Source organism: Nocardioides dokdonensis FR1436, assembly GCF_001653335.1.
Classification (GTDB): Bacteria; Actinomycetota; Actinomycetes; order Propionibacteriales; family Nocardioidaceae; genus Nocardioides; species Nocardioides dokdonensis.
This window is the reverse complement of record NZ_CP015079.1, coordinates 338,782-364,113: the sequence shown is the minus strand read 5'-3', so window position 1 is coordinate 364,113 and position 25,332 is coordinate 338,782. Positions and strand designations below refer to the sequence as shown.

The window sequence follows — 25,332 nt, the reverse complement described above, 5'->3', positions numbered from 1 at the left end:
GTGTCCGAGCCCAGCACCCTCAGCCATCTCGGAGACGTCATGAGAACGCGTGTCGCCATCGCACTCCTGCTCAGCCTGGCGCTGGCGACCGCGGGGTGCGGAGGCGAGGACGGGAGCCCGTCGTCCGAGGCCGCGCCGTCCACGTCCACCTCCCCGTCGGAGGAGCCGTCGAGCTCGTCGGCCCCGGAGCCGCAGGTGGACGAGGCCACGGGTCCACGGCTGAAGGTGCCCGAGGCCGCCATCCGGATGCCGGACCAGGACTGGATCGTCCAGATCCGGGACGGGGGCAGCCAGAGCGGCGCCACGTACGGCAGCCAGACCGGGTACATCAGCATCAGCAGCTTCCCCGTGCTGTCCAGCCCTGATCTCGACGAGTACGCCGACCTGACGCTGGAGGCGTTCCGCGACCGGCAGGGGTTCGACGTCGGGCCGGGCGAGGACCTCGAGGTCGGGGGAGTCGAGGGTCGCACCTTCGTGGGGACCAGCGAGCGGGGACCGTACTTCGTCTTCCTCGCCATCGTCGGGACCACGGAGGCCTCGACGGTGGAGGTGGAGGTCGAGACCTCCGGGAGCGTGAAGGCGCACCAGCGCGCCGTGGACTCGGTGCTGGCCTCGCTCGAGTGGCGCTGAGGACGGCCGCGCGCCGGCGACCTACATCGAGGGCAGGAACTCGGACTCGAGCTCAGGGTTCCCGCCGTCGACCGGCCCCATGACCGTGGTCGGGTCCGAACCGTCGATCGGCACCCGCAGCAGGGACCACTGCTGGTCCTCGAACCCGACCACCGCGAGCAGCAACGCCTCGGCATCGGCCCAGGCCGACCGGCTGACGACCATGTCGCGCACACCCTGGTAGGTCAGGACGGTGGTCAGGTCGCGGTCGAGCACGGTGACCCGGCCGTCCATGTTGTTGTCACCCCGAGTCCCGAGCAGGTGCTGTCCGTCCGGGGCGAACTCCAGGTTCGAGGTCTCGCAGGTGCGCGCGACCACGGCGTCGGAGGCCACGTCGTACAGGCCGCTGCAGCCGAACTGCTCGTTCCTCCCCGGACGGAATGCGACCGCCCAGGTGCCACCGTCCCGGCTGACATCACTCACCGAGAAGGCCTCGTCGGCCTCGAGGTCGGCGACGCCCTCCATGGTCACCACGGTCGTGGTGTGGTCCCCGTCGCTGGCCAGGACCCGGCAGCCGCTGCCGCTCATCAGGCACTCGTCCCCGATCACGGCGTCGACCGTCCAGAACGTGCGGCGACGCTGCGGCAGGGCCTGCAGGCCGATCGGCTCGCGGATCCCCGCCTCGAGGACCTGGACCCGGCCGTCCGGGGCGATCCAGGCCGCGGTGTCGTCGGTCGGTCCCATCGCGAAGGTGTTGAGCTCCACCGGGTAGGTCGCCGCCTCCGAGCCGTCGGCACTGAGCACCTGCACCACCTCCGGCGTGTTGGTGGTCAGCACCATCCGCCCGTCGCTGAGCACCCCGAGCGAGGACACGGCGGCGTCGCCGATCGCCAGGTCGACGGTGCGCCCGTCGCCGAGGGTCACGGTGCCGTCGTGCAGCACCGCGGTGCCCGAGGTGCCGGGGGGCGTGGGGGTCGCGGGGTCGACACCGTCGGTCCGGTCGTCGGTGCCGCCGAGGAGCAGGACCGCCGGGACGGCCACGGCGGCGAGCGTCACGGCGGCCGCGGCACGGACGCCGTGCCGACGGCGCTGGATGCGCCGGGCCCGACCACGGACGTCGCCGAGGGTGAGCGGGGTGTCGTGCAGGTCGGAGACCTCGCGCTGCAGGGCCGCGCCGACCTCGTCGCTGCGCAGGTGCTCGTTCATCGCTCCTCCTCCCGGGGGTGCAGGTGTGCCGGTGTGCGTTCGCGGAGCAGGGCCATCGCCCGGTTGCACTGGGACTTCACGGTGCCGGTCGAGACGCCCAGCGCCTGCGCGGTCTCGGCCTCGGTGAGCTGCTCGTAGTAGCGCAGCACCACCACGGCGCGCGCCTTGGGCGGCAGCGAGCGCACGACCGCCCACAGCGCCGCCGACCGCCCCTCGTCGTACGCGTCGTGGTGGGCGGCCGTCTCGGGCAGCGCGTCGGTGGCCCGCTCGCGACGGTGCCAGGGGCGCCGCCACGCCGAGGTGGTCTCGTTGACGACGATGCGACGCACGTAGGCGTCCAGCGCACCGCGGTCGCGGACCTTGTCCCAGGAGAGGTACAGCTTGGCCAGCGCGGTCTGGAGCACGTCCTCGGCCTGGTGCCGGTCGCCGCAGACCAGGTACGCCGTGCGCAGCAGGGCCGCCTGGCGGGCGGCGAGGTACTCGGTGAACTCGGCGTCGCGCCGTGCGCCGTCGGTGGGCGCGCGTCGCCCTTCGGTCGCCACTCCGTTCATCTCCTCACCCGCCCGGGTCCGTGCTCCTGCTGGCATCGTGTCCTTCTTCGTCCCACACCGACCAGACGCCGTGCCGGTGCCGATGGTTGGAACAGCCCCGGGGGTACCTGGCGGGTCACGCCCGCGATGGGGTTGCATGGGGCCACAGCAGTCCACGAACCATCGAGAGGACCAGTCATGCAGCAGGTGAAGGCCGTCGTCGCGCGCGCCAAGGGCGCGCCCGTCGAGGTGACCACGATCAACGTGCCGGACCCCGGTCCGGGCGAGGCGGTGGTGCAGGTGCAGGCCTGCGGCGTGTGCCACACCGACCTGCACTACCGCGAGGGTGGCATCAACGACGAGTTCCCGTTCCTGCTCGGTCACGAGGCAGCCGGCATCGTGGAGTCGGTCGGCGAGGGTGTCACCACCGTCGCGCCGGGTGACTTCGTGGTGCTGAACTGGCGTGCGGTGTGCGGCGACTGCCGTGCCTGCAACCGCGGCGAGCCGCAGTACTGCTTCAACACCCACAACGCCACCCAGAAGATGACGTTGGCCGAGGGCGACGACGCGGGCACCGAGCTGTCGCCCGCGCTCGGCATCGGAGCCTTCGCGGAGAAGACCCTCGTCGCGGCCGGGCAGTGCACCAAGGTCGACCCCGAGGCCCGTCCGGCCGCCGTCGGCCTGCTGGGCTGCGGCGTGATGGCCGGCCTGGGAGCCGCCATCAACACCGGTGAGACCACTCGCGGCAAGTCCGCAGCCGTGATCGGTTGCGGCGGGGTCGGCATGGCCGCGATCGCCGGTGCCGCCCTCTCCGGCGCCAGCCCCGTCATCGCCGTCGACATCGACGCCAAGAAGCTCGAGAAGGCCCCCGGCTTCGGGGCGACCCACACCATCGACTCCTCGAAGGTGGACCCGGTCGAGGAGATCAAGCGCATCTGCGCCGAGGTCTACCCCGGCGCCGAGGGTGCCGACGTCGTCATCGAGGCGGTCGGTCGCCCCGAGACCTGGAAGCAGGCGTTCTACGCGCGCGACCTCGCCGGCACCGTGGTGCTGGTCGGCGTGCCCACACCGGACATGAAGGTCCCCGACCTCCCGCTCATCGACGTCTTCGGGCGCGGCGGGTCGCTGAAGTCGAGCTGGTACGGCGACTGCCTGCCCAGCCGCGACTTCCCGATGCTCACCGACCTCTACACCTCCGGTCGCCTCGACCTCGACGCGTTCGTGAGCGAGGAGATCGGCATCGACGACATCGAGGCGGCGTTCGAGAAGATGCACCAGGGCGAGGTCCTGCGCTCGGTGGTGATGTTCACGTGACCGCCCGGGTGGACCACGCGGTGGTCTCGGGGACCTTCTCCCTCGACGGCGAGACCCACCAGGTCGACAACAACGTCTGGGTGGTCGGCGACGACAGCGAGTGCGTCGTCATCGACGCTCCGCACGACGTCGACGCGATCATGGCGCTGGTGGGCGACCGCAACCTGCGGGCGATCCTGCTGACGCACGCCCACGACGACCACTGCCGGGTCGCCCCGCAGCTGCGGGAGCGCGCGGTGGCGCCGATCATGCTGCACCCCGACGATCGGCCGCTGTGGGAGCTCACCCACGCCGACCACCTCTGGGACGTCGACCTCGGTGACGGCTTCGAGATCATGATCGGCGGGATCACGCTGCGCGCGATCCACACGCCGGGTCACGCACCGGGGGCGGTCTGCTTCCACGCTCCCGCACTGGGGGTGCTGTTCAGCGGGGACACCCTGTTCCAGGGCGGTCCCGGCGCCACCGGTCGCTCGTTCAGCGACGAGGACGTCATCGTGGACTCCATCCGGACGCGTCTCCTCGACCTGCCCGAGGAGACCGTGGTGCACACCGGCCACGGCCCCGACACCACCATCGGTGCGGAGAAGGCGGCGCTCGGCCCCGCCTGAGCGTCGTCAGAGAGGTCGGACCAGCAGCGCGGCGCCCTGGCCGGCGACCCGGGTCAGCACGATCGTGGCCTCCGCGTCGCCGGCGAGCGCGAGCCGCTTGCGCAGCTCCTCGGGCACCACGTCGACGCCTCGCTTCTTGATCGTCAACCGGCCCACGCCGCGCTCGCGCAGGGCGGCGCGCAGCGCCTTCTCCCGGTAGGGCAGCTCCTCGAGCACCTCGTAGCCGCGCGCGAACGGCGTGGGCGCGGCGGTGTCGGTACCGACGTAGGCGATGTGCTCGTCGAGGAGGCCGCCGTCGAGCGCGGCCGCGACCGCCGTGACCAGCCCGGCGCGGATGACGGCGCCGTCGGGCTCGTAGAGGTAGCGGCCCACCGGCCGGGTGCCGGCGCCGGGGTCGTCCTCGTCGGTGAGGGTGGCCAGGCCGCCGCCGCCGATGACGGTCGCGCGGCGCTGGGTGGTGGCCAGGCGGCCCGACCACAGGGCGGCCTCCTTGACCTCGCCGTGGTCGCTGACCCACTCGGCCTCGACGCCCTCGGGCACCAGCGCGTGCGGGATGCCGGGCGCCACCTTCACGCACGAGTCCCGGCGCAGCAGCCCCTCGACGAAGGACCACGGGGGAGTCCAGTCGTCGACGTCGAAGCTGCGCCCGCGCGCCGAGCGTCGGGCAGGGTCGGCGTACGCGACGTCGAAGGGGGAGGTGTCGAGGGTGGTGGCATCGACCTGGCCGACGACACCCTCCAGCCCGAGTGCGGCGAGGTTGGCCTCGGCGACCGCGACGCGCACCGGGTCGAGGTCCACCCCGACGCACACGAGGCCCTGCTCGGCGGCCGCGAGCAGGTCGCCCCCGATGCCGCAGCCGAGGTCGACGAGGCTGAGCGCGTCGAAGGCGCGCAGCCGGGCGGCGCGGTGCCGCGCGACGCTGAGGCGGGTGGCCTGCTCCAGGCCGTCGGGGGTGAAGTAGAGCCGGGGGGCCAGGTCAGCGAACTTCGCGACCGCGCGCCGACGCAGCGACGCCTGGGTCAGCGCCGCGGCGGCGTGCTCGGCGTCGGCGTGGCGGCGCAGCGCGGTCTGCGCGCGCAGCGGGTCGGCCGGGTCGAGGGCCTCGGCCTGCACGAGCAGGGCCTGCCCGTCGTCGGTGAGCAGCCACCGGAAGGCGTCGAGGTCCATCCGCTGATCCTGTCAGGACCGCCCGCGCTGGCACTCCTCCAGGGGGAGTGCTAGTTTTTGAACTGGCACTCTCCTTGTGAGTGTGCCAACGCTTGCCAGGTCGGCGCGATCCCCGCGACGGCGTGCCGGGGCCTGCGAGCACCCCTTTCGTTTTCCACCAGCCAACGCGCGCAAGAAAGTGGAGGTCGATCCAACGTGTCGATCAACATCAAGCCCCTCGAGGACCGCATCGTCGTCAAGCAGGTCGAGGCCGAGCAGACCACTGCTTCCGGTCTCGTCATCCCGGACACGGCCAAGGAGAAGCCCCAGGAGGGCGAGGTCGTGGCCGTGGGCCCCGGTCGCTTCAACGACGACGGCGACGAGCGCGTCCCCATGGACATCTCCGTGGGCGACAAGGTCATCTACAGCAAGTACGGCGGCACCGAGGTGAAGTTCGGCGGCCAGGAGCTGCTGATCCTCTCGGCGCGCGACGTCCTCGCGATCGTCTCCTGATCCACCGGCCCGGGCGTCATGCCGACCGGTCGCCCCGCGACCCGTGTCGCATGACGCCCGGGTCTGTCTTTACTTCCCACTGACCTAGGAGCAGCCACATGCCCAAGATCCTGGAGTTCGACGAGAACGCCCGCCGCGCCCTCGAGCGCGGCGTCGACGCCCTCGCCAACGCCGTCAAGGTGACGCTCGGCCCCAAGGGCCGCTACGTCGTCCTCGACAAGAAGTGGGGCGCCCCCACGATCACGAACGACGGTGTCACCGTCGCGCGCGAGATCGAGCTGGACGACCCCTTCGAGAACCTCGGTGCCCAGCTCACCAAGGAGGTCGCCACCAAGACGAACGACGTCGCCGGTGACGGCACCACCACCGCCACGGTCCTCGCCCAGGCGATGGTCCACGAGGGCCTGCGCGCCGTCGCGGCCGGCGTCAACCCGATGGGCCTCAAGCGCGGCATGGACGCCGCAGCCAAGGCTGTCGGCGAGGCGCTGCTCGAGGCCGCCCGCGAGGTCGACTCGGTGGAGGACATGGCCTCCGTGGCCACCATCTCCAGCCGCGACAAGGTCATCGGCGACCTGCTCTCGCAGGCCTTCGACAAGGTCGGCAAGGACGGTGTCATCACCGTCGAGGAGTCCAGCACCATGGGCACCGAGCTCGACTTCACCGAGGGCATGCAGTTCGACAAGGGCTACCTGTCGCAGTACTTCGTGACCGACCCCGAGCGGATGGAGGCCGTCCTCGACGACCCCTACATCCTGCTGCACCAGGGCAAGATCTCGGCGATCGCCGACCTGCTCCCGCTCCTGGAGAAGGTCATCGCCGCGGGCAAGCCGCTGTTCATCCTCGCCGAGGACGTCGACGGCGAGGCGCTGTCGACCCTGGTGGTCAACAAGATCCGCGGCACGTTCAACGCCGTCGCGGTGAAGAGCCCCGCCTTCGGTGACCGCCGCAAGTCGATGATGCAGGACATCGCCACCCTCACCGGTGGTCAGGTCATCGCCCCCGAGGTCGGGCTCAAGCTCGACCAGGTCGGCCTCGAGGTGCTGGGCCAGGCCCGTCGCGTCGTGATCACCAAGGACAACACGACCATCGTCGATGGTGCCGGAGACGCCAGCGCCGTCGAGGGCCGGGTCAACCAGATCAAGGCCGAGATCGAGAACACCGACTCCGACTGGGACCGCGAGAAGCTCCAGGAGCGTCTCGCCAAGCTCGCCGGTGGCGTGTGCGTGATCAAGGTCGGCGCCGCCACCGAGGTGGAGCTGAAGGAGAAGAAGCACCGCATCGAGGACGCCGTCTCCGCCACGCGCGCCGCGATCGAGGAGGGCATCGTCCCCGGCGGTGGCTCCGCTCTCATCCACGCCGTCTCGGTGCTCGAGGGCGACCTCGGCCTCACCGGTGACGAGGCCGTCGGCGTGCGCATCGTGCGCAAGTCCGCCGACGAGCCGCTGCGCTGGATCGCCGAGAACGGTGGCGTCAACGGCTACGTCGTGACCACCAAGGTCCGTGAGATGGGTGTCGGCAACGGCTACAACGCCGCCACCGAGGAGTACGGCGACCTGGTCGCCCAGGGCGTCCTGGACCCGGTCAAGGTCACCCGCTCCGCGCTGGTCAACGCCACCTCGATCGCCGGCATGCTGCTGACGACCGAGACGCTGATCGTCGAGAAGCCCGAGGACGAGGACCAGGCCGCCGCCGGCGGCCAGGGCCACGGCCACGGCCACTGATCGACGCTGAACCACCCGCAGCGGGGTGACCCGCTGCAGCACGACGGCCCGTCCGGGGAGACCCGGGCGGGCCGTCGTCGTTCCCGCCCGGGGTTTCTCGAGGGCGTGGCGCGGGTAGGCCCTCCGTGTCCGGGAAGGTCGAGAGGGGTGGCGGGTGCATGGGTGACGAGGTCAGGGTCTCCGAGCAGGGGGTGCGCCAGCTCGTGAGCGCCGCGCACGAGCAGTACCTCAACCTGTCCGAGGCCAGCGGGTTCACCTGCCAGGCGGGGCTGGCCGACACCGGCGCCTTCAGCGGGTTCCTGGGGGTCTTCCGCAGCGACTACGAAGCCGCCTACGGCGCCCTGACCGAGGCGCTCGACTCGGCGATGACCGGGACCCGCGAGCTCTCCCGACGCATGGACCACGCCCTGAGCGACATCCTGGCGACCGAGACCCGGGTCGAGCGGGACCTCGACCGCATCCGCACCGCCGTCACCGCGGCGGAGGAGGTCACCCTCCCGACAGCGAGCGACGCGGTCCCCGGGGTGCCGACGCCGGTCGGGCACCTCAACGCCATCGCCGACGTGCCGTGGCACATGGAGGGCCCCCAGCCGCCGTCGTGGGCCGGCGAGGCGTCGACCGGCGCCCCGATCAGCCTGGTCGGAGAGACCACCGGGATGATCAACAACGCGTCCGACACCGGTGCTGCCCTGAGCACCGATGACGACATCGACGACTTCCTCGAGGAGCACGACCAGTGAGCACCCTGACGCTCGACCTCGTCGACCCCGGACCGGTCCTCGTCCCGAACACGTCGGGGACGGACGGGCCGCTGATCGACCAGCTGCGCGACCAGTGCGGCTTCGTGATCCAAGGCATCGACTGGGTGTGCCGCCAGTTCGGCTTCGACCTCATCGGTGCGATCTTCGACCCGATCGCGGGGGACTACGACGCCGTCGACGCGATGGCCTCGAACTGGGCCGTGCTGGGCCAGGGCCTCGGCGTCGTGCAGGCCAACATGGCATCGATGGCCCGGGCGCTCCCCGAGGTGTGGGGTGGAGAGGCGGCCACCGCCGCGCAGGGACGGATCGCCGAGTTCTCGGAGGGCTTCGCCGTCCAGTCCGAGGGGACCGCCCTGATCGCTGCGGCCATGCAGGACATGCTCGTGGCCACCAAGGCGGTCATGGAGCTGGTGGCCGAGCTGCTGAGCCTGGTCGACGAGATCGTGCTCAAGGTCGCGGCCAGCGTCCTGGGATGGGCCAAGGAGATCGCCACCGGCGGAGCGAGCTGTCGCCGCGTCATCAGCCTCGTGAACCGCGCCATCGACGCCATTCGCACGCTCGAGCACATCATCCCTCCGCTGCTGCAGGCCTGCGCCACGATGGGCAAGCTGATGAAGGCGTTGCGGGTGACCTTCCAGATCGCGAGTGCCGGCACGAGCTACCACAACGGCGACCGCGTCGACGACCTCGCCGACGCGGCGTACTGAGGAGCCGGCACGATGGAGAACCCCGACCTCGTCGAGCTCCGCGGGATGGCGGCGCGCCTGCGGGAGCAGACCCGGCGCATCGCTGCCGAGGCCGACCAGCAGAAGGCCGCGCTGCGCGACCAGCGCCGCGCGCTGCAGCGGGAGCGCGAGGAGTCCGAGAAGGAGACCCGGGAGGCGTGGCGACGCGGGGAGCTGTCGCCTGAGCAGGCCGCGATCGTCCAGCGCATCGAACGGGGCGACACCTCGTGGGCGGGCGTGGTGCACGGCACCGACACCCACTCCTCCGCACAGGAGTTCCGGGCGTCGTTCGCGCGGCAGACCGAGAGCGTCGTGGCGGACCTGCGTGCGGCCGACCCCGAGTTCCGTGCCGAGCACGACCGCGCGCTCGCCGCCGCAGAACGGCCGGACCAGCCGTGAGCGCCACGACGGTCGACGAGGGGCTGGCGGCGGCGTTCCGGCACCGGTGGCGCACGGCGGGCTACGGCAGCCAGAGCCGTCTCATCGGCGGGGTGGGAGCGCTCGTCGGCTTCCTGGTCATCCACACCATGGTCTTCCTCGACGTCGGCAACCTGTCGTCGCTGGTCGCGATCGCACTCAACCCGGTGGCGGGCTACGTCCTGGTGCGCGGCTGGGCCTACTGGTCGATCCCGTGGCTGATCGCCGGTATCGCGTTCGCGTTCGCGGTGACCGCCGGGCCGTTCTACTTCCTCTGAGGCCGCCTCAGCCGTGGCAGCGCGGTTGCGGCGCGGGCCGCTCGACGTCGCGGCGCAGGTAGACGCGGTGGTCACCGCAGGCACCGCCCACCTCGACGTACTCCTGCTCGACGAGGTCGCGCAGCACGGCGCCCGGCCCGGGGGTCCAGGCGCCGAAGTAGACCCACTCCACCAGCCAGGTGGGGCGCTGCGGTGACGACACCAGGGCCCGCAGCCGCGCCAGGTCGGGGTCGAGGGTGCGCATGGGCAGGCTCCACAGGTACGGGTAGGGCGAGTCCATCCCGCTGGTCAGCTGCAAGTCGGCCCGTCCGCCGAAGACGGTGAGGGTGTCGCCGGGCTCCGCGGCCGCGGCCAGCGCCGCGCCGGTGTCGGTCTCGTCGAGCTCCTGCAGGTCGAGCACCTGCACCACGCCCCACACCACCAGGGAGATCGCGCTGGAGACGGCGGTGGCGCCCACCACTGCCCGCATCGCCCGGCCCCGCTTCGACCGGCGCCGCACCAGCAGCGCCGCGGCCAGGGCCGTCGAGGGCACCAGCACCAAGAGGTAGTCGCGCCAGTAGGACCCGCTCGCCACCAGGGCGGCCGCGTCGGCGGCCAGCATCGCCAGCACCGCCCAGGTCACCGGCGCGTCGCGGCCGACCTCGTCCCGCACGTGCACCAGGAGGCCGCCGATCACCGCGATCATCCCGGCACCCGCCGCGATCAGCACGAGCAGCACCGCCCGCTGCGCCGGCGCCGAGGACGGCTGCGAGGCCAGCACCACCGAGGCGTCGCCGCGGAAGCCCCACACGGCGTACCCCAGCACCTCCAGCCGTACGCCGGCAGCCACGGCCCAGCCGACCGTGGCCAGCACCGGCACCGAGGACCCAGCCAGCGCCGCCGCGCCGAGACCGGCGCCGCGGCGCAGCGTGACCTCCCGCGTCAGCACCGCCACCACGAGCAGCGTGGCACCGAAGACCAGCCCGCCCACCAGGTTCTGCTTGTAGCCCAGCGCGGTCATCGAGGCGGCGCCGGCGGCCCCCGCCAGCAGCAGCCCGCGGGGGCCCGGCCCACGACGCAGCGCCAGCAGTCCCAGCAGGGCGCCGCCCATCACCAGCGGCAGCCCCAGCAGCTCGCCCTTGGTCGCCACGATGTCGATCATCGGCGTCACGCAGAGCGCCGCCACGAGCAGCGAGGTCCACCGGGCGGCCGAGGCACCCGCGACCAGGTGCGCGGTGGCCGCCGCCAGCAGCACCAGCGCGACGCACGCCAGCGCCCCGAGCACGCGGACGGCGAGCGGGCCGGCCAGCCAGTCGGTCAGGCCGTAGGTGGCGACCAGCAGGGGCGGGCGGTCGACGAAGTACGGCCCGAAGAGGCTGTCGGCCGACGGGTCCCAGGCGCGCGCCACGAGGGTGAAGCCGGCCTCGTCGCCGCGCACCGGGCGCAGCAGGCCGACCAGGCGCAGCGAGCCCGCGACGAGCGCGGACAGCAGCACGGTGCGCTGCACCTGACCCATCGCCCCGCCCCTCTCGTCCCCTCGTCGATCCAACAGAGGTCACCGCTCGACGCACGCGCGAAACGTCCGCGCAACGTCGGTGGGTCAACGTAGTGCCTCCCGCGGCCGGAGCGGGTCTGCTGAGGAGGAACGCCATGTTGTGGAAGGTGCGGGCCAGCTCGCCTGACCGGCCCGGAGGGCTCGCCGCGCTCACTCAGCGCTGCGCCGAGGCCGGCGCCGACATCCGTGGGATGCAGGTCTTCCCGGGCGTCGACGAGGTCACCGACGAGGTGGTGATGGACGTCCCCGACTCCTGGGGCGAGGCCGACGTGGCGGTGCTCGTGGAGTCGGCCGGCTGGCGCCACGTGCTCTCCACGCCGTGCACTGCGGAGGCGTTGACCGACCAGCCCACCCGCTACGTCGAGGCCGCCCGCCGGGTGCTGGCCGCCCCCGAGTCGTTCCCCGAGGTGGTGGCTCGCCTCTTCGACACCGAGCCCGACCAGGGTGCCGGCGGCGACGTGCTCGAGATGACGGTGGGCGACGTGCTGGTGCAGGTGCGCCGCGCCGCCCCCTTCACCGACACCGAGCGAGCCCGCGGGGTCGCCGTGTCCGAGCTGGTCACCGACGTGTTGCGCCGGGGCCGGCCCGAGCCGGCGATGGTCGCCCCGATCGCGGGGCGACGTCTCGGGGACGGGGTGCGACCGTCGTACGTCGTGCAGGGACGGATGGTCTCGGCCCTGGTCGCCGACGTCGTCGTGGGCCGCGCCACGCTGGCGGAGCCCCGCGCGGAGGAGGCGGAGGACGGTTGCCTCGACCTGGTGCTGCGCGTCGACCCGGCCTGGCGTCGCCGCGGCGTCGGCACCCGGCTGCTGGTCGCCGCGTCGCGGCTGGCACTCACCCTCGGCGCCCAGGAGGTCGCCCTGAGCACCACCGCCGACAACCGCGCGGTGCTGCCGCTGGTGCTCGCGACCGGGCTCCGGGGCCGGATCCGCCTGGCCTCCGACCAGCTGACGGTGCGGGTGCCGGTGCACGGCCTGAGGCCGCTGGGGGTCGACGCGTCCCCGCCCGTACGATGAGTGCGTGGAGATCCCGGAGAAGTTCGCCGCCCTCGGCCTCACCTACGACGACGTGCTGCTGCTGCCCGGTCACTCCGACCTCGCGCCGGCCGACATCGACACGACCTCCCGGCTCACCCGGGAGATCTCGCTGAAGGTGCCCCTGGTCAGCGCGGCCATGGACACCGTCACCGAGTCGCGGATGGCCATCGCGATGGCCCGCGAGGGTGGCATGGGCGTGCTGCACCGCAACCTGTCGATCGAGGACCAGGCCTACCAGGTCGACCTGGTCAAGCGGACCCAGACCGGCATCATCTCCAACCCCGTCGTGATCGGCCCGGACGCGACGCTCGAGGACCTCGACCGCATCTGCGGGGAGTACCGGGTCTCCGGGCTCCCGGTCGTCGACACCGACTCGCGCCTGCTGGGCATCATCACCAACCGCGACCTGCGCTTCACCCCGGTCGCCGACTGGGCGACCCTCAAGGTCGAGGAGGTGATGACCCCCATGCCGCTGATCACGGGCCCCGAGGGCATCTCCCGCGACGAGGCGACCGCGCTGCTGCGCAAGCACAAGCGCGAGCGGCTGCCGCTCGTCGACGACGCCGGTCGGCTCGTCGGGCTCATCACCGTCAAGGACTTCGTCAAGAGCGAGCAGTTCCCCCACGCGTCGTACGACGACCAGGGCCGCCTGCTCGTCGGTGCCGCGATCGGCTACTTCGGGGACGCGTGGGAGCGCGCCACCACCCTGGTCGAGGCCGGTGTCGACGTGCTCGTCGCCGACACCGCGCACGGCAACGTGCGGATGCTGCTCGAGATGGTGCAGCGGCTCAAGAGCGACCCGGCCACCCGGCACGTGCAGGTCATCGGCGGCAACGTCGCGACCCGGGAGGGCGCCCAGGCGTTCGTCGACGCGGGCGCCGACGCGGTCAAGGTCGGGGTCGGTCCGGGGTCGATCTGCACCACCCGCGTGGTCACCGGTGTGGGCGTGCCGCAGGTCAGCGCGGTCTACGAGGCGTCGCTGGCCACCAAGCCCGCGGGCGTCCCGCTGATCGCCGACGGCGGCATGAAGTACTCCGGCGAGATCGCCAAGGCGATCGTCGCCGGCGCCGACGCGGTCATGCTCGGCTCGTTGCTGGCCGGCTGCGAGGAGTCGCCGGGCGAGCTCGTCTTCGTCAACGGCAAGCAGTACAAGTCCTACCGGGGCATGGGCTCGCTCGGTGCGATGTCGAGCCGGGGCAAGAAGTCCTACTCCAAGGACCGCTACTTCCAGGCCGAGGTCACCAGCGACGACCAGATCGTGCCCGAGGGCATCGAGGGCCAGGTCGCCTACCGCGGGCCGCTGGCCGCGGTGGCCCACCAGCTCGTCGGCGGTCTCAACCAGTCGATGTTCTACGTCGGTGCGCGCACGGTGCCCGAGCTGCAGGACAAGGGCCGCTTCGTGCGGATCACCTCGGCCTCGCTCAACGAGAGCCACCCGCACGGTGTGCAGATGACCGTCGAGGCGCCCAACTACGCGGGACGCTGAACCCCGGGGCACACCGGGAGCCGAGGTGGGAGCCGAGGTGGGAGCAGGTCACGAGCACGGGTCGACGGCCGGGGCGAACCGCACCCGGCTGAGCGTCGCGCTGGCCCTGACCGGCGTCGTGGTGCTGGCCCAGGCCGTCGGTGCGGTCGTCACCGGCAGCCTCGCGCTGCTGGTCGACACCGCGCACATGCTCACCGACACCGTCGGGCTCGCGATGGCGCTCACGGCCAGTGTCCTGGTGGCGCGCCCGGCGACGGACCGGCACACCTGGGGGCTGCGGCGCGCCGAGGTGATCTCCGCGCTCGCCCAGGCCGCGCTGCTGCTCGCGGTCGGGATCTTCGCCCTGGTCGAGGGCGTACGCCGCCTGGTCACCCCTGCGGACGTGCCGTCGACCTCGCTGCTGGTCTTCGGCGTGATCGGCCTGGCGGCCAACCTGGTCGCGCTCGCGGTGCTCACGGGGGGGCGCGGCGCGAACCTCAACATGCGCGCGGCCTACCTCGAGGTGCTCAACGACGCGCTCGGCTCGGTGGCCGTGATCATCAGCGCCCTGCTCATCGCGGCCTTCGGCTGGGTGCGGGCCGACAGCGTCGCGGGCCTGCTGATCGCCGTGCTGATCCTGCCGCGCACGCTGCTGCTGCTGCGCGAGAGCCTGCGGGTGCTGCTGGAGGCGACCCCGCCGGGGCTCGACCTGGCCGACGTGCGCCGCCACATCCTCGAGGTCGAGCACGTGGTCGACGTGCACGACCTGCACGTGACCCGGGTCGCCTCCGACCTGCCGGTGCTGACCGCGCACGTGACCATGCAGCGGGTCTGCTTCGAGTCGGGGCACTCCGGACAGGTGCTGCGCGAGCTGCAGGCCTGCGTGGCCGAGCACTTCGAGGTCTCCATCGAGCACTCGACGTTCCAGATCGAGCCCGAGGGCCACGCCGAGACCGAGCACACGCACCACGACTGAGGCGGCACCGCTCGGGAGCACCCGTGCGCAGCGGAGGTCGGTGCTCTCGACTAGCCTGACGGGGTGACCGAGATCGAGATCGGACGTGCCAAGCGCGCCCGCCGCGCCTACTCCTTCGACGACATCGCGATCGTCCCCTCGCGGCGTACCCGCGACCCCGAGGAGGTCAGCACGCACTGGCAGATCGATGCCTACCGCTTCGACCTGCCCGTGATGGCCGCCCCGATGGACTCCGTGATGTCGCCGAGCACCGCGATCGCCTTCGGGCGCCACGGCGGGCTCGGGGTGCTCAACCTCGAGGGTCTGTGGACCCGCTACGAGGACCCGGAGCCGCTGCTCGAGGAGGTCGCCGGGCTCACCGGCACCGACGCCACCCGGCGGATGCAGGAGATCTACCTCGAGCCGGTCAAGGCCGAGCTGATCACCCACCGCCTGCACGAGGTGCGTGAGGCGGGGGTGACCGTGGCCGGATCGCTGTCGCCGCAGCGGACCAAGGAGTTCGCCAAGACCGTCGTCGACGCGGGCGTCGACATGTTCGTCATCCGCGGCACCACCGTCTCCGCCGAGCACGTCTCCAGCCAGTCCGAGCCGCTGAACCTCAAGGAGTTCATCTACGAGCTCGACGTGCCCGTCATCGTGGGCGGCTGCGCCACCCACCAGGCCGCGCTGCACCTGATGCGCACCGGTGCTGCCGGGGTGCTCGTCGGCTTCGGCGGGGGAGCGGCCCACACCACCCGTACCGTCCTCGGCGTCGCGGTGCCGATGGCCTCCGCGGTCGCCGACGTCGCGGCCGCGCGCCGCGACTACCTCGACGAGTCGGGCGGGCGCTACGTGCACGTCATCGCCGACGGTTCCATCGGCAGGTCCGGTGACATCGCCAAGGCGATCGCCTGCGGCGCCGACGCGGTCATGGTCGGCTCCCCGTTCGCCCGGGCCTCCGACGCGCCCGGCCGCGGCTTCCACTGGGGCACCGAGGCCCACCACCCCGAGCTGCCCCGCGGCCAGCGGGTCCAGTTCGAGACGATCGGCACCTTCGAGGAGATCCTCTTCGGTCCCTCCCGGGTCGCCGACGGCACCATGAACCTCATCGGTGCGCTGCGTCGGTCCATGGCCACCACCGGCTACACCGACTGCAAGGAGTTCCAGCGTGTCGAGGTCGTCGTCGAGTAGTGCTCCTGTGACCAGCACGGGGACCAGCACGTCGACCACCGCCCTGCGGGTGGCGGCCGGCCAGGCCGCCGCGGCAGCGGGGGACCTCGACGCCAACGTGCGCACCGCCGCGCGGTTGGCGGCGCTCGCGGGCGGCCAGGGCGTGCGGGTCCTGGTGCTGCCGGAGGCGTTCCTGACCGGGTACGACGACGCGGTCTTCGCCGGTGCCCTGCCCCGGCCCGCCGACGTGCTCGGCCCGCGCCTGGACCCGCTGCGCGAGCAGGTGCTGCGCACCGGGGTCACCGTCGTCGTCGGCGCCGCCCTCGACCGCGGCGCGCGCCGGACCCTGTCGACGCTGGTCGTGCGGCCCGACGTCGACCGCCCCGACGGCGTGAGCGCGGCGCTGCCCTACGACAAGCAGCACGTCGACCTGTCCGAGCAGACCTGGTTCGAGGCCGGTGGGCACGGTGCCTCCGTGGTCGTCGACGGCGTCGAGCTGGGGTTGTCGACCTGTTACGACGGCTGCTTCCCCGAGCACGCCCGGGCCGCCAGCGACGCGGGGGCGCTCGGCTACCTGTGCTCCGCGGCGTACTTCCCCGGCGGCGCGCACCGGCGCGACCTCCACTACCCGGCCCGGGCCCTCGACAACGGCTTCTACGTGGTGCTCGCCGCCCTGACCGGCACCTGCGGGAGCAGCTCCTTCATCGGCGGCTCGGCGATCTACGACCCCGAGGGCCGGGCCCTGGCCCGCCTCGACGACGAGGAGGGCCTGGCCATCTCGGAGATCGAGCCCGAGCTCGTCACCGCCACCCGCGGGCTGCACCGCATGCACCACGACCACCGGGACACGCTCGGCCCCCGGGTGCGGGCGTGAGCGGGGCGGGCTGGGGCGGCGACGTCGCGACGCTGTGGGCCGCGGCCATCGACGCCCCTCCCGGTCCCCGGCTGCCAGCGCACCTGGACTTCGCCCGCACCGAGACCGGACTGCGTGACCTCCTGGCCGGCGCCGGCCTGGTGGACGTGACCGCCCGGGGCGTGACCTGGACCCACCGCGCCGCGGTCGACTCGATGTGGCGCGGTGCCGAGGCCGGGATCGGCGGCATCGGCACGGTGGTCTCCGCCCTGGCCGCCGCCGATCGTGAGCGGCTGCGGACGGAGCACGACCGCCTGGTGGAGGACCTGGTCCACGACGGGCGCCTGTGCCTCCGGACCCGGGCGCTGCTCGCGGTGGGTACGCGAGCGTGAACGCGCCGGTGACCGAGGAGCCCGGGAACGGCGAGGACGTCGAGGTCGTGGTCATCCACACCGACGGCGCCTGCATACCCAATCCGGGTCCCGGCGGCTGGGGTGCGCTGCTGCGCCAGGGCAGCCACGAGCTCGAGCTCTGTGGTGGCGAGGCCGGCACCACGACCAACAACCGGATGGAGCTGACGGCCCCGATCAAGGCGCTGGAGGCGCTCAAGCGGCCGGTCCGGGTCGAGCTCTACACCGACTCGACCTACGTGCGCTCCGGCATCACCACGTGGGTCGTGGGCTGGATGCGCAACGGGTGGCGCACCTCCGCGAAGCAGCCGGTCAAGAACGTCGACCTGTGGCAGCAGCTCCAGGCGGCGTGCGAGCGGCACGACGTGCACTGGCACTGGGTCAAGGGCCACGCGGGCGACGAGGGCAACGAGCGGGCCGACCGGCTCGCGGCGCGCGGCCTCGACGAGGCCGTGGCGGCTGCGGGTGGGAGCGCGCAGAACCGCCCCCGGTGAGCGTGTCGCCGGGGGCGGTTCGTTCGCGCGTCGTCCGGTGCAGGTCAGGCCGCCTGCAGCAGGAGTCCTGCTGAGAGCAGCGTTCCCGAGAGCAGGCAGACCGAGCCGAGGAGCGTCGAGGCAGTGTCGTCCTCGACGCACCGGGCCAGGAGCGTCCGGGTGACGTGCAGGAGACGCATCAGCGCAGGGTGACGGTGCGACCCTTGGCCGTGTCGGTGAACGAACCCGACGGGTCGTAGGACGTGAAGGTCACGTTCGTGACCCTGGCCTGGCCCTTGACCCACTTGAACCCGCCGGTGGGCCGACGGACCGGGATGTAGACCTTCTCCTCGTCGCCGGTGCACTCGAAGGCGCTGTAGGCGTAGATGTAGCCGGTCGAGGTCTGGGTGCCACCGCGGGTGACCTGGGTGAGGGTGGCCTGCAGCTCGCCGGACGTGGTGTCCTCCGAGCAGGTGACCTTGGCCTTGACCCAGGCGATCTTGTTGGAGGAGGACAGCTCCCCCTTCTTCTTGATCGAGATGATGGCGTTGTCGGCGTGAGCGGCCGGCATGGTGATGAGCCCGAGGCTCGCGACGCTGGTCGCTGCGGCGATCAGCTGGATGGACTTGCGCATGGTGTGTCTCCCGAATGGTGTGATGGTCGATGTGGCCCCCCTGGCGACCACGACGTGGACGTTAGGTGTCGGAGCAGGCCCTCTGCGTCACCAAATAAAGGGATCTGGCTCGGGGACCCCTCGACCGTTGACAAACGAGAACGCGTTCCACCAGGCTGACGCGTGTCAATTCATGACGTGCGTCACCCGGAGGAGCTCTCGATGACCCAGACCCAGGGCCAGCGCCCGATCGCGACCGACGCGCTCGACCGCGACACCTTCTACATCGACGGAGCCTGGGCGGCGCCCGCCACCGGTGCGGTCATCGAGGTGGTGTCCCCGCACACCGAGCAGGTCGTCGCCCGGGTGCCAGACGGCAGCCCCGCCGACATCGACGCCGCGGTCGCCGCGGCCCGCCGGGCCTTCGACGAGGGGCCCTGGCCGCGGACCTCGCCCGAGGAGCGCATCGAGGTCCTGCAACGCTTCTCGCACCTGTACGCGGCACGGCTGGGCGACATGGCCGAGCTCATCACGATCGAGATGGGTTCGCCCACGTCCTTCTCCAACCTGGCCCAGTCGCCGGCGCCCTGGATGCAGGTCGAGGCCTTCATCGCGATCGCTCGCGACTTCCCGTGGGAGGCGGCCCGGTCGGGCGTGCTCGGCTCCGACGTCGTGGTGCGCCACGAGCCGGTCGGCGTGGTCGCGGCCATCCCGCCGTGGAACGTCCCCCAGTTCACCCTGATCTCCAAGGTCGTGCCCGCGCTCCTCGCCGGCTGCACGGTGGTCGCCAAGCCCGCCCCGGAGAGCCCGCTCGACGCCTACCTGCTCGCCGAGCTGCTCGACGAGGCCGGCGTACCGCCCGGTGTGGTCAACATCGTGGCCGGTGGGCGCGAGGTCGGTGCGCACCTGGTCGCCCACCCCGGCATCGACAAGGTCGCCTTCACCGGCTCGACCGCGGCAGGTCGGCTGATCGGCGCCGTGTGCGGTGAGCAGCTCAAGCGCTGCTCGCTGGAGCTGGGCGGGAAGTCGGCGGCCATCGTGCTCGCCGACGCCGACCTGGGCCCCACCATGGAGGGGCTGCGGTTCACGGCGTTGATGAACTCGGGGCAGGCCTGTGTGGCCCAGACCCGCATCCTGGCGCCCCGGAGCCGGTACGACGAGGTCGTCGACGCGCTCGCCGAGACCGTGGGCTCGATGCCGGTCGGCGACCCGGCCGACCCGGCGACCGAGGTGGGGCCGATGGTCGCGCGTCGGCAGCAGGAGCGCGTGTCGTCGTACATCGAGCTCGGCCAGCAGGAGGGTGCCCGCCTGGTGGTGGGCGGCACCGGGATGCCCGACGGGCTGGAGCGCGGCTGGTACGTGCGTCCCACGGTGTTCGCCGATGTCGACAACCGGATGCGGATCGCCCAGGAGGAGATCTTCGGCCCGGTCCTGTCGGTGATCGCCTACGACGACGTCGACGACGCGGTGCGGATCGCCAACGACTCCGACTACGGCCTGGCGGGCACGGTGTGGACGACCGACCAGGAGGCCGGGCTGGACGTGGCCCGGCGGGTGCGTACCGGCACCTACGGGATCAACACCTACACGATGGACTTCGCCGCCCCGTTCGGGGGTTTCAAGGCCTCCGGCCTCGGGCGCGAGTTCGGGCCCGAGGGGCTGGCGCAGTACACCGAGACGAAGTCCATCTACGTCCCGCCCGCCCCGGCGGTCTAGGCCGGGGGGCTGCTTGACAGTTCCTTTTGCTGTGTACAAAGCCACATCGGCTACCGAAGGGTAGTAAGCGAGATCGTGGTCACATACCCTCGGTACATGAGCGCCCAGCACCCCGACCGTCCGGACGCCCCGATCGTCGACGGTCCGCACGACCCCGAGCACGACCCGACCGCGTCGTACGCGCTCGAGCCGGAGTACGTCGCCTCCCTGACCCGGCGGGTGACCAGCACGACCGGGCGCACGGCGGAGGTGCGCACCCCGATCAGCGGCGCCCCCCTCGCACACGTCCCGCAGTCCAGCGAGGCCGACGTGGCCGAGGCCTTCGCCAAGGCCCGTCGCGCCCAGGCCGCGTGGTCGCGCACCAGCCTCGACCACCGCGCGGCGATCATGATGCGCCTGCACGACCTGGTGCTCGACCGCCAGGAAGAGATCATCGACCTGATCGTGTGGGAGTCGGGCAAGGCCCGCAAGCACGCCTTCGACGAGCCGCTGCACATCGCGCTGACGGCGCGGTACTACGCACGCACGGTGCACGAGCACCTCGACACCCGGCGCCGGCCCGGGGTGGTCCCGGGCCTGACCCGGATCGACGTGAACCGGGTGCCGAAGGGCGTCGTCGGCATCATCTCGCCGTGGAACTACCCCTTCACCATGGCGCTGTGCGACGGGCTGCCCGCGCTGATGGCCGGCAACGCGGTCGTGGCGAAGCCGGACTCCCAGACCATGCTCTCGGCGCTGCTGGGCGCCCAGCTGCTCGAGGAGGCCGGCTTCCCGCGCGACCTCTGGCAGGTCGTGGCCGGGCCCGGCTCCGAGGTCGGCCCCCAGGTCATCGGCGGGTCGGACTACGTGTGCTTCACCGGTTCCACGGCGACCGGTCGCCGGGTCGCTGCCGGGTGCGCCGAGCAGCTCATCGGGTGCTCGCTCGAGCTCGGCGGCAAGAACCCCCTGCTGGTGCTGCGCGACGCCGACGTCGAGAAGGCGGCCGAGGGTGCGGTGCGGGGCTCGTTCTCCAACGCCGGCCAGCTGTGCGTCTCCGCCGAGCGGCTCTTCGTCGCCGACCAGGTCTACGACCGGTTCGTGGAGCGCTTCGTGGCCCGCACCCAGGCGATGACGCTGGGCGCCACCCTCGAGTGGGGCAGCGACATGGGCTCGCTGATCAGCCAGGCCCAGCTCGAGACCGTCACCGCGCACGTGGAGGACGCCGTCGCCAAGGGCGCCCGCGTGCTCACCGGCGGTCGCGCCCGCCCCGACCTGGGGCCCTACGTCTTCGAGCCCACCATCCTCGAGGGCGTCACGCCGGACATGACCTGCTTCGGCGAGGAGACGTTCGGTCCGGTGGTGTCGCTGTACCGCTTCCACGACGAGGCCGACGCGATCGCGCGGGCCAACGCGGGGGAGTACGGCCTCAACGCAGCGATCTACAGCCAGGACGGCGACCGGGCCCGGGCCGTCGCGCGCCAGGTGACCTGCGGGACGGTCAACATCAACGAGGCGTTCGCCGCCACCTTCGCCTCCGTCGACGCGCCCATGGGCGGCATGCGGCAGTCCGGCATGGGCCGGCGCCAGGGCAGCGAGGGCATCCACCGCTACACCGAGACCCAGTCGGTCGCCACGCAGCGGCTGGTCCGCCTGGCGCCGATGCTGGGCATGTCCGACGAGACCTACGCACGGGTGATGACGGCTCAGATGCGGCTGATGAAGAAGCTGGGAAGGGCCTGACATGAGCGAGAGCACCTACGACTACGACGTGCTGGTCATCGGATCGGGCTTCGGTGGCTCGGTCAGCGCCCTGCGCCTGGTCGAGAAGGGCTACCGGGTCGGTGTCATCGAGGCCGGGGCCCGCTTCGAGGACGACGACTTCTCCTCGGGCACCCTCGACATCACCCGCTACCTCTGGGCGCCCGCCCTCGGCTGCTACGGCATCCAGCGCATCGACGCGGTGCGCGACACGATGATCGTGGCCGGCGCCGGTGTCGGCGGCGGGTCGCTGGTCTACGCCAACACGCTCTACGAGCCGCTGCAGGCCTTCTACAACGACCCCCAGTGGAGCCACATCACGGACTGGAAGTCCGAGCTGGCGCCGTACTACGACCAGGCCAAGCGGATGCTCGGCGTGGTGCAGAACCCGGTTCGCACCCCGGCCGACGACGTCATGGAGAAGGTCGCCGGCGACATGGGCGTGGCCGACTCCTTCCACCCCACCCCGGTGGGCGTCTTCTTCGGCGGGCCGGAGCAACGTCCCGGCGAACAGGTCGAGGACCCCTTCTTCGGTGGGGTCGGCCCGACGCGCAACGCCTGCCTCAACTGCGGTGAGTGCATGTCCGGGTGCCGGCACAACGCCAAGAACACCCTGGTCAAGAACTACCTCTACCTCGCCGAGCAGCAGGGCGCCCGGGTGATGCCGCTGAGCACCGTGACCCGCGTCCGCGCCCGCGCGGGCGGGGGCTACGACGTCACCATCAAGTACACGAAGGCCACGCGCGCCACGGCACGCAGCACCCGCACGCTGACCGCCGAGCACGTCGTGATGGCAGCGGCCTCCCTGGGCACCCAGAAGCTCCTGCACCGGATGAAGGACGAGGGGCACCTGCCTCGCCTGTCCGACCGCCTGGGCTTCCTCTCCCGGACCAACTCCGAGTCGATCCTGGGGGCGATCGCGCCGAAGTCGGACACGACCGACTACTCCTACGGCGTGGCGATCACCTCGAGCTTCCACCCCGACGCCGACACCCACGTCGAGCCGGTGCGCTACGGCAAGGGCTTCAACGCGATGGCACTGATGCAGACGGTCCTGACCGACGGCGACGGTGACGGTCCGCGGTGGCGCGCCTGGTTGAAGGAGATGTGGAAGGAGCGACGCGAGATCGTCAACCTCTACGACCTGAAGCACTGGTCCGAGCGCACCGTCATCGCGCTGGTGATGCAGAGCCTGGACAACTCCATCACCACGTACGGCAAGCGCAACCGGGTCACCGGGCACTGGCGGATGACCTCGCGCCAGGGCCACGGAGCCCCGAACCCGACCTGGATCCCGGTCGCCAACGACGCCGTGCGCCGCATCGCGGGCGTGCTGGGCGGCACCGCGGGCGGCAACATCGGCGAGCCGTTCAACATGCCGCTGACGGCCCACTTCATCGGCGGCTGTGCGATCGGCGACAGCCCGGAGACGGGCGTGCTCGATCCCTACCAGCGCGTCTACGGCCACCCCGGCCTGCACGTGATGGACGGCGCGGCGATCACCGCCAACCTCGGCGTGAACCCGTCGCTGACGATCACCGCCCAGGCCGAGCGGGCGATGGCGCTGTGGCCGAACAAGGGTGAGCCGGACCCCCGTCCGGGCCTGGGGGCGGACTACCGCCGGGTCGCCCCCGTGAAGCCGCTGCACCCCGTCGTCCCGGAGTCCGCTCCAGGGGCGCTGCGGCTGCCGATCGTCGGGGTCAGCTGACCCGCTGGTCTAGCCCGGGGAAATAGATCCCGAAAAGACCGTCACCGGCGTAACCCGCCTCGCACCACCTCGTTGTGATGGTCAGACCCGGTAGTCATGCTCCCTCCCAAAAGGCCGGGTCTTTGTCCAAGCGCTGTCCAACAGATGCGTGGACGATCAGGGCCCGGCCACCCTCCCTCCCCGGCCGGGCCCTGGTGCCATTTACGGGGGTCCGCGCCGATAGGCTGGAGTCATGACCGACCTGAGCCCCGGCACCCCCGACCACGACCTCGTCCTGGTCGTCGACTTCGGGGCGCAGTACGCGCAGCTGATCGCGCGCCGCGTGCGCGAGGCCCGCGTCTACTCCGAGATCGTGCCGCACCACCTCCCCGTCGACGAGATCCTGGCCAGGAAGCCGAAGGCGATCATCCTGTCCGGCGGTCCGAGCTCGGTCTACGCGGATGGTGCCCCCGGCATCGACCCGTCCATCTTCACCGCGGGCGTCCCCGTCTTCGGGATGTGCTACGGCTTCCAGCTGATGGCCTCGGGCCTCGGCGGCACCGTCGCGCCCACCGGCGCCCGCGAGTACGGCCGCACCGCGGTCACCGTCGGCGCGCAGGGCACCCTGCTGGCCGACGTGCCCGAGACGCACACGGTGTGGATGTCGCACGGCGACGCCGTCACCGCGGCACCCGAGGGCTTCGCGGTGCTCGCCGAGACGAGCGTGACCCCCGTGGCGGCCTTCGAGGACCTCGACCGGCGTCTCGCGGGCGTGCAGTGGCACCCGGAGGTGTTGCACACCGAGCACGGCCAGGAGGTCCTCGAGCGCTTCCTCGTCGACATCGCTGGCTGCCGCCAGACCTGGACGATGCTCAACATCGTCGAGGAGCAGATCGCCTCGATCCGCGCCCAGATCGGGGAGCGGGGCCAGGCCATCTGCGGTCTCTCCGGAGGCGTCGACTCAGCGGTCGCCGCAGCGATCGTGCAGCGCGCCATCGGCGACCGCCTGACCTGCGTGTACGTCGACCACGGGCTGATGCGCTCCGGTGAGACCGAGCAGGTCGAGCGCGACTTCGTGGCCGCGACCGGGGTCGACCTCCGCGTCGTGGACGCCGAGAAGCAGTTCCTCGACGCGCTCGCCGGGGTCTCGGACCCCGAGGAGAAGCGCAAGATCATCGGCCGCGAGTTCATCCGCACCTTCGAGGCTGCCGAGGCCGAGGTGCTGGCCGACGCCGTCAGTGGCGAGGGCGGCGACAAGGTCGCCTTCCTGGTCCAGGGCACGCTCTACCCCGACGTGGTGGAGTCCGGCGGCGGCGCCGGCACCTCGACCATCAAGTCCCACCACAACGTCGGCGGCCTGCCCGAGGACCTCGAGTTCGAGCTCGTCGAGCCGCTGCGCACGCTGTTCAAGGACGAGGTCCGACTCGTCGGCGAGCAGCTCGGCCTGCCGGCCGAGATCGTGCACCGCCAGCCGTTCCCGGGCCCGGGCCTGGGCATCCGGATCATCGGCGAGGTGACCCGGGAACGGCTCGACATCCTCCGTCAGGCCGACGCCATCGTGCGCGAGGAGATGACGCGGGCCGGCCTGGACCGCGACATCTGGCAGATGCCGGTGGTGCTGCTCGCCGACGTGCGCTCCGTGGGCGTCCAGGGCGACGGACGCACCTACGGCCACCCGATCGTGCTCCGCCCGGTCACCTCCGAGGACGCCATGACCGCCGACTGGGCACGGCTTCCCTACGAGGTGATGGAGACGATCTCGACCCGCATCACCAACGAGGTCGCCGAGGTCAACCGGGTCACCGTCGACATCACCAGCAAGCCCCCGGGCACCATCGAGTGGGAGTGAGC

The 25,332-nt window shown here is 71.9% G+C and carries 26 protein-coding genes; 20 read left to right on the top strand and 6 right to left on the bottom strand.

The window, feature by feature from the left end; translation table 11 throughout:
* Positions 1–39: 39 nt before the first annotated feature.
* The gene (locus tag I601_RS01695; RefSeq protein WP_157519820.1) at positions 40–630 is read left to right on the top strand and encodes a hypothetical protein; all 591 of its coding nucleotides are present in this window, start codon (positions 40–42) and stop codon (positions 628–630) included.
* A 21-nt stretch (positions 631–651) separates the two neighbouring features.
* Here I601_RS01695 and I601_RS01690 read toward each other — a convergent pair whose 3' ends face one another.
* Positions 652–1,815, bottom strand: a complete 1,164-nt coding sequence (locus I601_RS01690) for a hypothetical protein (RefSeq protein ID WP_068105601.1) — start codon at positions 1,813–1,815, stop codon at positions 652–654.
* A complete protein-coding gene (locus I601_RS01685; RefSeq protein ID WP_237089525.1) occupies positions 1,812–2,402 on the bottom strand; it encodes a SigE family RNA polymerase sigma factor in 591 nt (196 codons plus the stop codon). The genes I601_RS01690 and I601_RS01685 overlap by 4 nt, the downstream gene beginning before the upstream one ends.
* Positions 2,403–2,543: 141 nt before the next feature.
* On the opposite strand from I601_RS01685, the gene I601_RS01680 reads away from it, so the two are divergent.
* Together I601_RS01680 and I601_RS01675 are read left to right on the top strand one after the other, a co-directional pair.
* Positions 2,544–3,659 (top strand): S-(hydroxymethyl)mycothiol dehydrogenase, encoded by a 1,116-nt coding sequence (locus tag I601_RS01680; protein ID WP_068105595.1) that lies wholly within the window; start codon positions 2,544–2,546, stop codon positions 3,657–3,659.
* On the top strand, positions 3,656–4,270 hold the full coding sequence (locus I601_RS01675; protein WP_068105592.1) for an MBL fold metallo-hydrolase: 615 nt from the start codon (positions 3,656–3,658) through the stop codon (positions 4,268–4,270). Before I601_RS01680 ends, I601_RS01675 begins: the two co-directional genes overlap by 4 nt.
* 6 nt (positions 4,271–4,276) lie before the next feature.
* Here I601_RS01675 and I601_RS01670 read toward each other — a convergent pair whose 3' ends face one another.
* Complete coding sequence (locus tag I601_RS01670) at positions 4,277–5,437, bottom strand: class I SAM-dependent methyltransferase (protein WP_068105589.1); 1,161 nt, start codon at positions 5,435–5,437, stop codon at positions 4,277–4,279.
* Positions 5,438–5,632: 195 nt separating this feature from the next.
* Between I601_RS01670 and groES the strand changes: the two genes are divergently transcribed.
* The 6 genes from groES to I601_RS01640 all read left to right on the top strand — a co-directional run bounded on the left by groES (position 5,633) and on the right by I601_RS01640 (position 9,831).
* Positions 5,633–5,929 (top strand): co-chaperone GroES, encoded by a 297-nt coding sequence (gene groES / locus I601_RS01665; RefSeq protein WP_068105585.1) that lies wholly within the window; start codon positions 5,633–5,635, stop codon positions 5,927–5,929.
* A gap of 98 nt (positions 5,930–6,027) precedes the next feature.
* Complete coding sequence (gene groL / locus I601_RS01660; RefSeq protein ID WP_068105583.1) at positions 6,028–7,650, top strand: chaperonin GroEL; 1,623 nt, start codon at positions 6,028–6,030, stop codon at positions 7,648–7,650.
* A gap of 158 nt (positions 7,651–7,808) precedes the next feature.
* Positions 7,809–8,390 (top strand): hypothetical protein, encoded by a 582-nt coding sequence (locus tag I601_RS01655; protein WP_068105580.1) that lies wholly within the window; start codon positions 7,809–7,811, stop codon positions 8,388–8,390.
* A complete protein-coding gene (locus tag I601_RS01650; protein WP_068105577.1) occupies positions 8,387–9,118 on the top strand; it encodes a WXG100 family type VII secretion target in 732 nt (243 codons plus the stop codon). Before I601_RS01655 ends, I601_RS01650 begins: the two co-directional genes overlap by 4 nt.
* 12 nt (positions 9,119–9,130) lie before the next feature.
* On the top strand, positions 9,131–9,535 hold the full coding sequence (locus I601_RS01645) for a hypothetical protein (RefSeq protein WP_068105569.1): 405 nt from the start codon (positions 9,131–9,133) through the stop codon (positions 9,533–9,535).
* Positions 9,532–9,831 (top strand): hypothetical protein, encoded by a 300-nt coding sequence (locus I601_RS01640; RefSeq protein ID WP_068105568.1) that lies wholly within the window; start codon positions 9,532–9,534, stop codon positions 9,829–9,831. The genes I601_RS01645 and I601_RS01640 overlap by 4 nt, the downstream gene beginning before the upstream one ends.
* Positions 9,832–9,838: 7 nt before the next feature.
* On the opposite strand, the gene I601_RS01635 is transcribed toward I601_RS01640, so the two are convergent.
* Positions 9,839–11,326, bottom strand: coding sequence for a hypothetical protein (locus I601_RS01635; RefSeq protein ID WP_068105567.1), 1,488 nt, complete (start codon positions 11,324–11,326; stop codon positions 9,839–9,841).
* Between the two features lie 134 nt (positions 11,327–11,460).
* Here I601_RS01635 and I601_RS01630 point away from each other — a divergent pair, with 134 nt between their 5' ends.
* From I601_RS01630 to rnhA, 7 genes are all read left to right on the top strand, one after another.
* Positions 11,461–12,381, top strand: coding sequence for a GNAT family N-acetyltransferase (locus I601_RS01630; RefSeq protein ID WP_068105566.1), 921 nt, complete (start codon positions 11,461–11,463; stop codon positions 12,379–12,381).
* 4 nt (positions 12,382–12,385) lie between these two features.
* Complete coding sequence (guaB, locus tag I601_RS01625) at positions 12,386–13,888, top strand: IMP dehydrogenase (RefSeq protein WP_068105565.1); 1,503 nt, start codon at positions 12,386–12,388, stop codon at positions 13,886–13,888.
* A gap of 25 nt (positions 13,889–13,913) precedes the next feature.
* Entirely contained in the window at positions 13,914–14,843 is a 930-nt protein-coding gene (locus I601_RS01620) for a cation diffusion facilitator family transporter (RefSeq protein ID WP_237089524.1), read from the top strand.
* Positions 14,844–14,906: 63 nt separating this feature from the next.
* A complete protein-coding gene (locus tag I601_RS01615; protein WP_068105564.1) occupies positions 14,907–16,013 on the top strand; it encodes a GuaB3 family IMP dehydrogenase-related protein in 1,107 nt (368 codons plus the stop codon).
* Positions 16,014–16,020: 7 nt separating this feature from the next.
* On the top strand, positions 16,021–16,866 hold the full coding sequence (locus I601_RS01610; RefSeq protein ID WP_169834650.1) for a carbon-nitrogen hydrolase family protein: 846 nt from the start codon (positions 16,021–16,023) through the stop codon (positions 16,864–16,866).
* Complete coding sequence (locus I601_RS01605; protein ID WP_068105563.1) at positions 16,863–17,237, top strand: hypothetical protein; 375 nt, start codon at positions 16,863–16,865, stop codon at positions 17,235–17,237. Before I601_RS01610 ends, I601_RS01605 begins: the two co-directional genes overlap by 4 nt.
* Positions 17,234–17,749 carry a ribonuclease HI gene (gene rnhA / locus I601_RS01600; protein ID WP_237089523.1) on the top strand — a complete coding sequence of 172 codons (516 nt, stop codon included), beginning with the start codon at positions 17,234–17,236 and terminating at the stop codon, positions 17,747–17,749. Before I601_RS01605 ends, rnhA begins: the two co-directional genes overlap by 4 nt.
* Positions 17,750–17,793: 44 nt before the next feature.
* Here the strand turns inward: rnhA and I601_RS21830 are convergent, their stop codons facing one another.
* The gene (locus I601_RS21830) at positions 17,794–17,928 is read right to left on the bottom strand and encodes a hypothetical protein (protein WP_257734358.1); all 135 of its coding nucleotides are present in this window, start codon (positions 17,926–17,928) and stop codon (positions 17,794–17,796) included.
* Positions 17,928–18,362, bottom strand: a complete 435-nt coding sequence (locus tag I601_RS01595; RefSeq protein WP_068105562.1) for a hypothetical protein — start codon at positions 18,360–18,362, stop codon at positions 17,928–17,930. The genes I601_RS21830 and I601_RS01595 overlap by 1 nt, the downstream gene beginning before the upstream one ends.
* A gap of 201 nt (positions 18,363–18,563) precedes the next feature.
* On the opposite strand from I601_RS01595, the gene I601_RS01590 reads away from it, so the two are divergent.
* The 4 genes from I601_RS01590 to guaA all read left to right on the top strand — a co-directional run bounded on the left by I601_RS01590 (position 18,564) and on the right by guaA (position 25,330).
* The gene (locus tag I601_RS01590) at positions 18,564–20,057 is read left to right on the top strand and encodes an aldehyde dehydrogenase (protein ID WP_068105561.1); all 1,494 of its coding nucleotides are present in this window, start codon (positions 18,564–18,566) and stop codon (positions 20,055–20,057) included.
* Positions 20,058–20,153: 96 nt separating this feature from the next.
* Positions 20,154–21,776 carry a succinic semialdehyde dehydrogenase gene (locus tag I601_RS01585; protein ID WP_068105560.1) on the top strand — a complete coding sequence of 541 codons (1,623 nt, stop codon included), beginning with the start codon at positions 20,154–20,156 and terminating at the stop codon, positions 21,774–21,776.
* Position 21,777: 1 nt separating this feature from the next.
* Positions 21,778–23,502 (top strand): GMC family oxidoreductase, encoded by a 1,725-nt coding sequence (locus I601_RS01580; RefSeq protein WP_068105559.1) that lies wholly within the window; start codon positions 21,778–21,780, stop codon positions 23,500–23,502.
* Positions 23,503–23,734: 232 nt separating this feature from the next.
* Entirely contained in the window at positions 23,735–25,330 is a 1,596-nt protein-coding gene (guaA, locus tag I601_RS01575) for a glutamine-hydrolyzing GMP synthase (protein ID WP_068105558.1), read from the top strand.
* Positions 25,331–25,332 lie beyond the last annotated feature (2 nt).

Bases quoted from the DNA above. Each gene is read 5' to 3' on its own strand.
- I601_RS01685 (WP_237089525.1), bottom strand. From the start codon at position 2,402: ATGCCAGCAGGAGCACGGACCCGGGCGGGTGAGGAGATGAACGGAGTG.
- I601_RS01655 (WP_068105580.1), top strand. From the start codon at position 7,809: ATGGGTGACGAGGTCAGGGTCTCCGAGCAGGGGGTGCGCCAGCTCGTG.
- groL (WP_068105583.1), top strand. From the start codon at position 6,028: ATGCCCAAGATCCTGGAGTTCGACGAGAACGCCCGCCGCGCCCTCGAG.
- I601_RS01680 (WP_068105595.1), top strand. From the start codon at position 2,544: ATGCAGCAGGTGAAGGCCGTCGTCGCGCGCGCCAAGGGCGCGCCCGTC.
- I601_RS01585 (WP_068105560.1), top strand. From the start codon at position 20,154: ATGAGCGCCCAGCACCCCGACCGTCCGGACGCCCCGATCGTCGACGGT.
- I601_RS01590 (WP_068105561.1), top strand. From the start codon at position 18,564: ATGACCCAGACCCAGGGCCAGCGCCCGATCGCGACCGACGCGCTCGAC.
- I601_RS01645 (WP_068105569.1), top strand. From the start codon at position 9,131: ATGGAGAACCCCGACCTCGTCGAGCTCCGCGGGATGGCGGCGCGCCTG.
- guaA (WP_068105558.1), top strand. From the start codon at position 23,735: ATGACCGACCTGAGCCCCGGCACCCCCGACCACGACCTCGTCCTGGTC.
- I601_RS01670 (WP_068105589.1), bottom strand. From the start codon at position 5,437: ATGGACCTCGACGCCTTCCGGTGGCTGCTCACCGACGACGGGCAGGCC.
- I601_RS01690 (WP_068105601.1), bottom strand. From the start codon at position 1,815: ATGAACGAGCACCTGCGCAGCGACGAGGTCGGCGCGGCCCTGCAGCGC.
- I601_RS01630 (WP_068105566.1), top strand. From the start codon at position 11,461: ATGTTGTGGAAGGTGCGGGCCAGCTCGCCTGACCGGCCCGGAGGGCTC.
- I601_RS01635 (WP_068105567.1), bottom strand. From the start codon at position 11,326: ATGGGTCAGGTGCAGCGCACCGTGCTGCTGTCCGCGCTCGTCGCGGGC.
- I601_RS21830 (WP_257734358.1), bottom strand. From the start codon at position 17,928: ATGCGTCTCCTGCACGTCACCCGGACGCTCCTGGCCCGGTGCGTCGAG.
- I601_RS01695 (WP_157519820.1), top strand. From the start codon at position 40: ATGAGAACGCGTGTCGCCATCGCACTCCTGCTCAGCCTGGCGCTGGCG.
- I601_RS01595 (WP_068105562.1), bottom strand. From the start codon at position 18,362: ATGCGCAAGTCCATCCAGCTGATCGCCGCAGCGACCAGCGTCGCGAGC.
- I601_RS01580 (WP_068105559.1), top strand. From the start codon at position 21,778: ATGAGCGAGAGCACCTACGACTACGACGTGCTGGTCATCGGATCGGGC.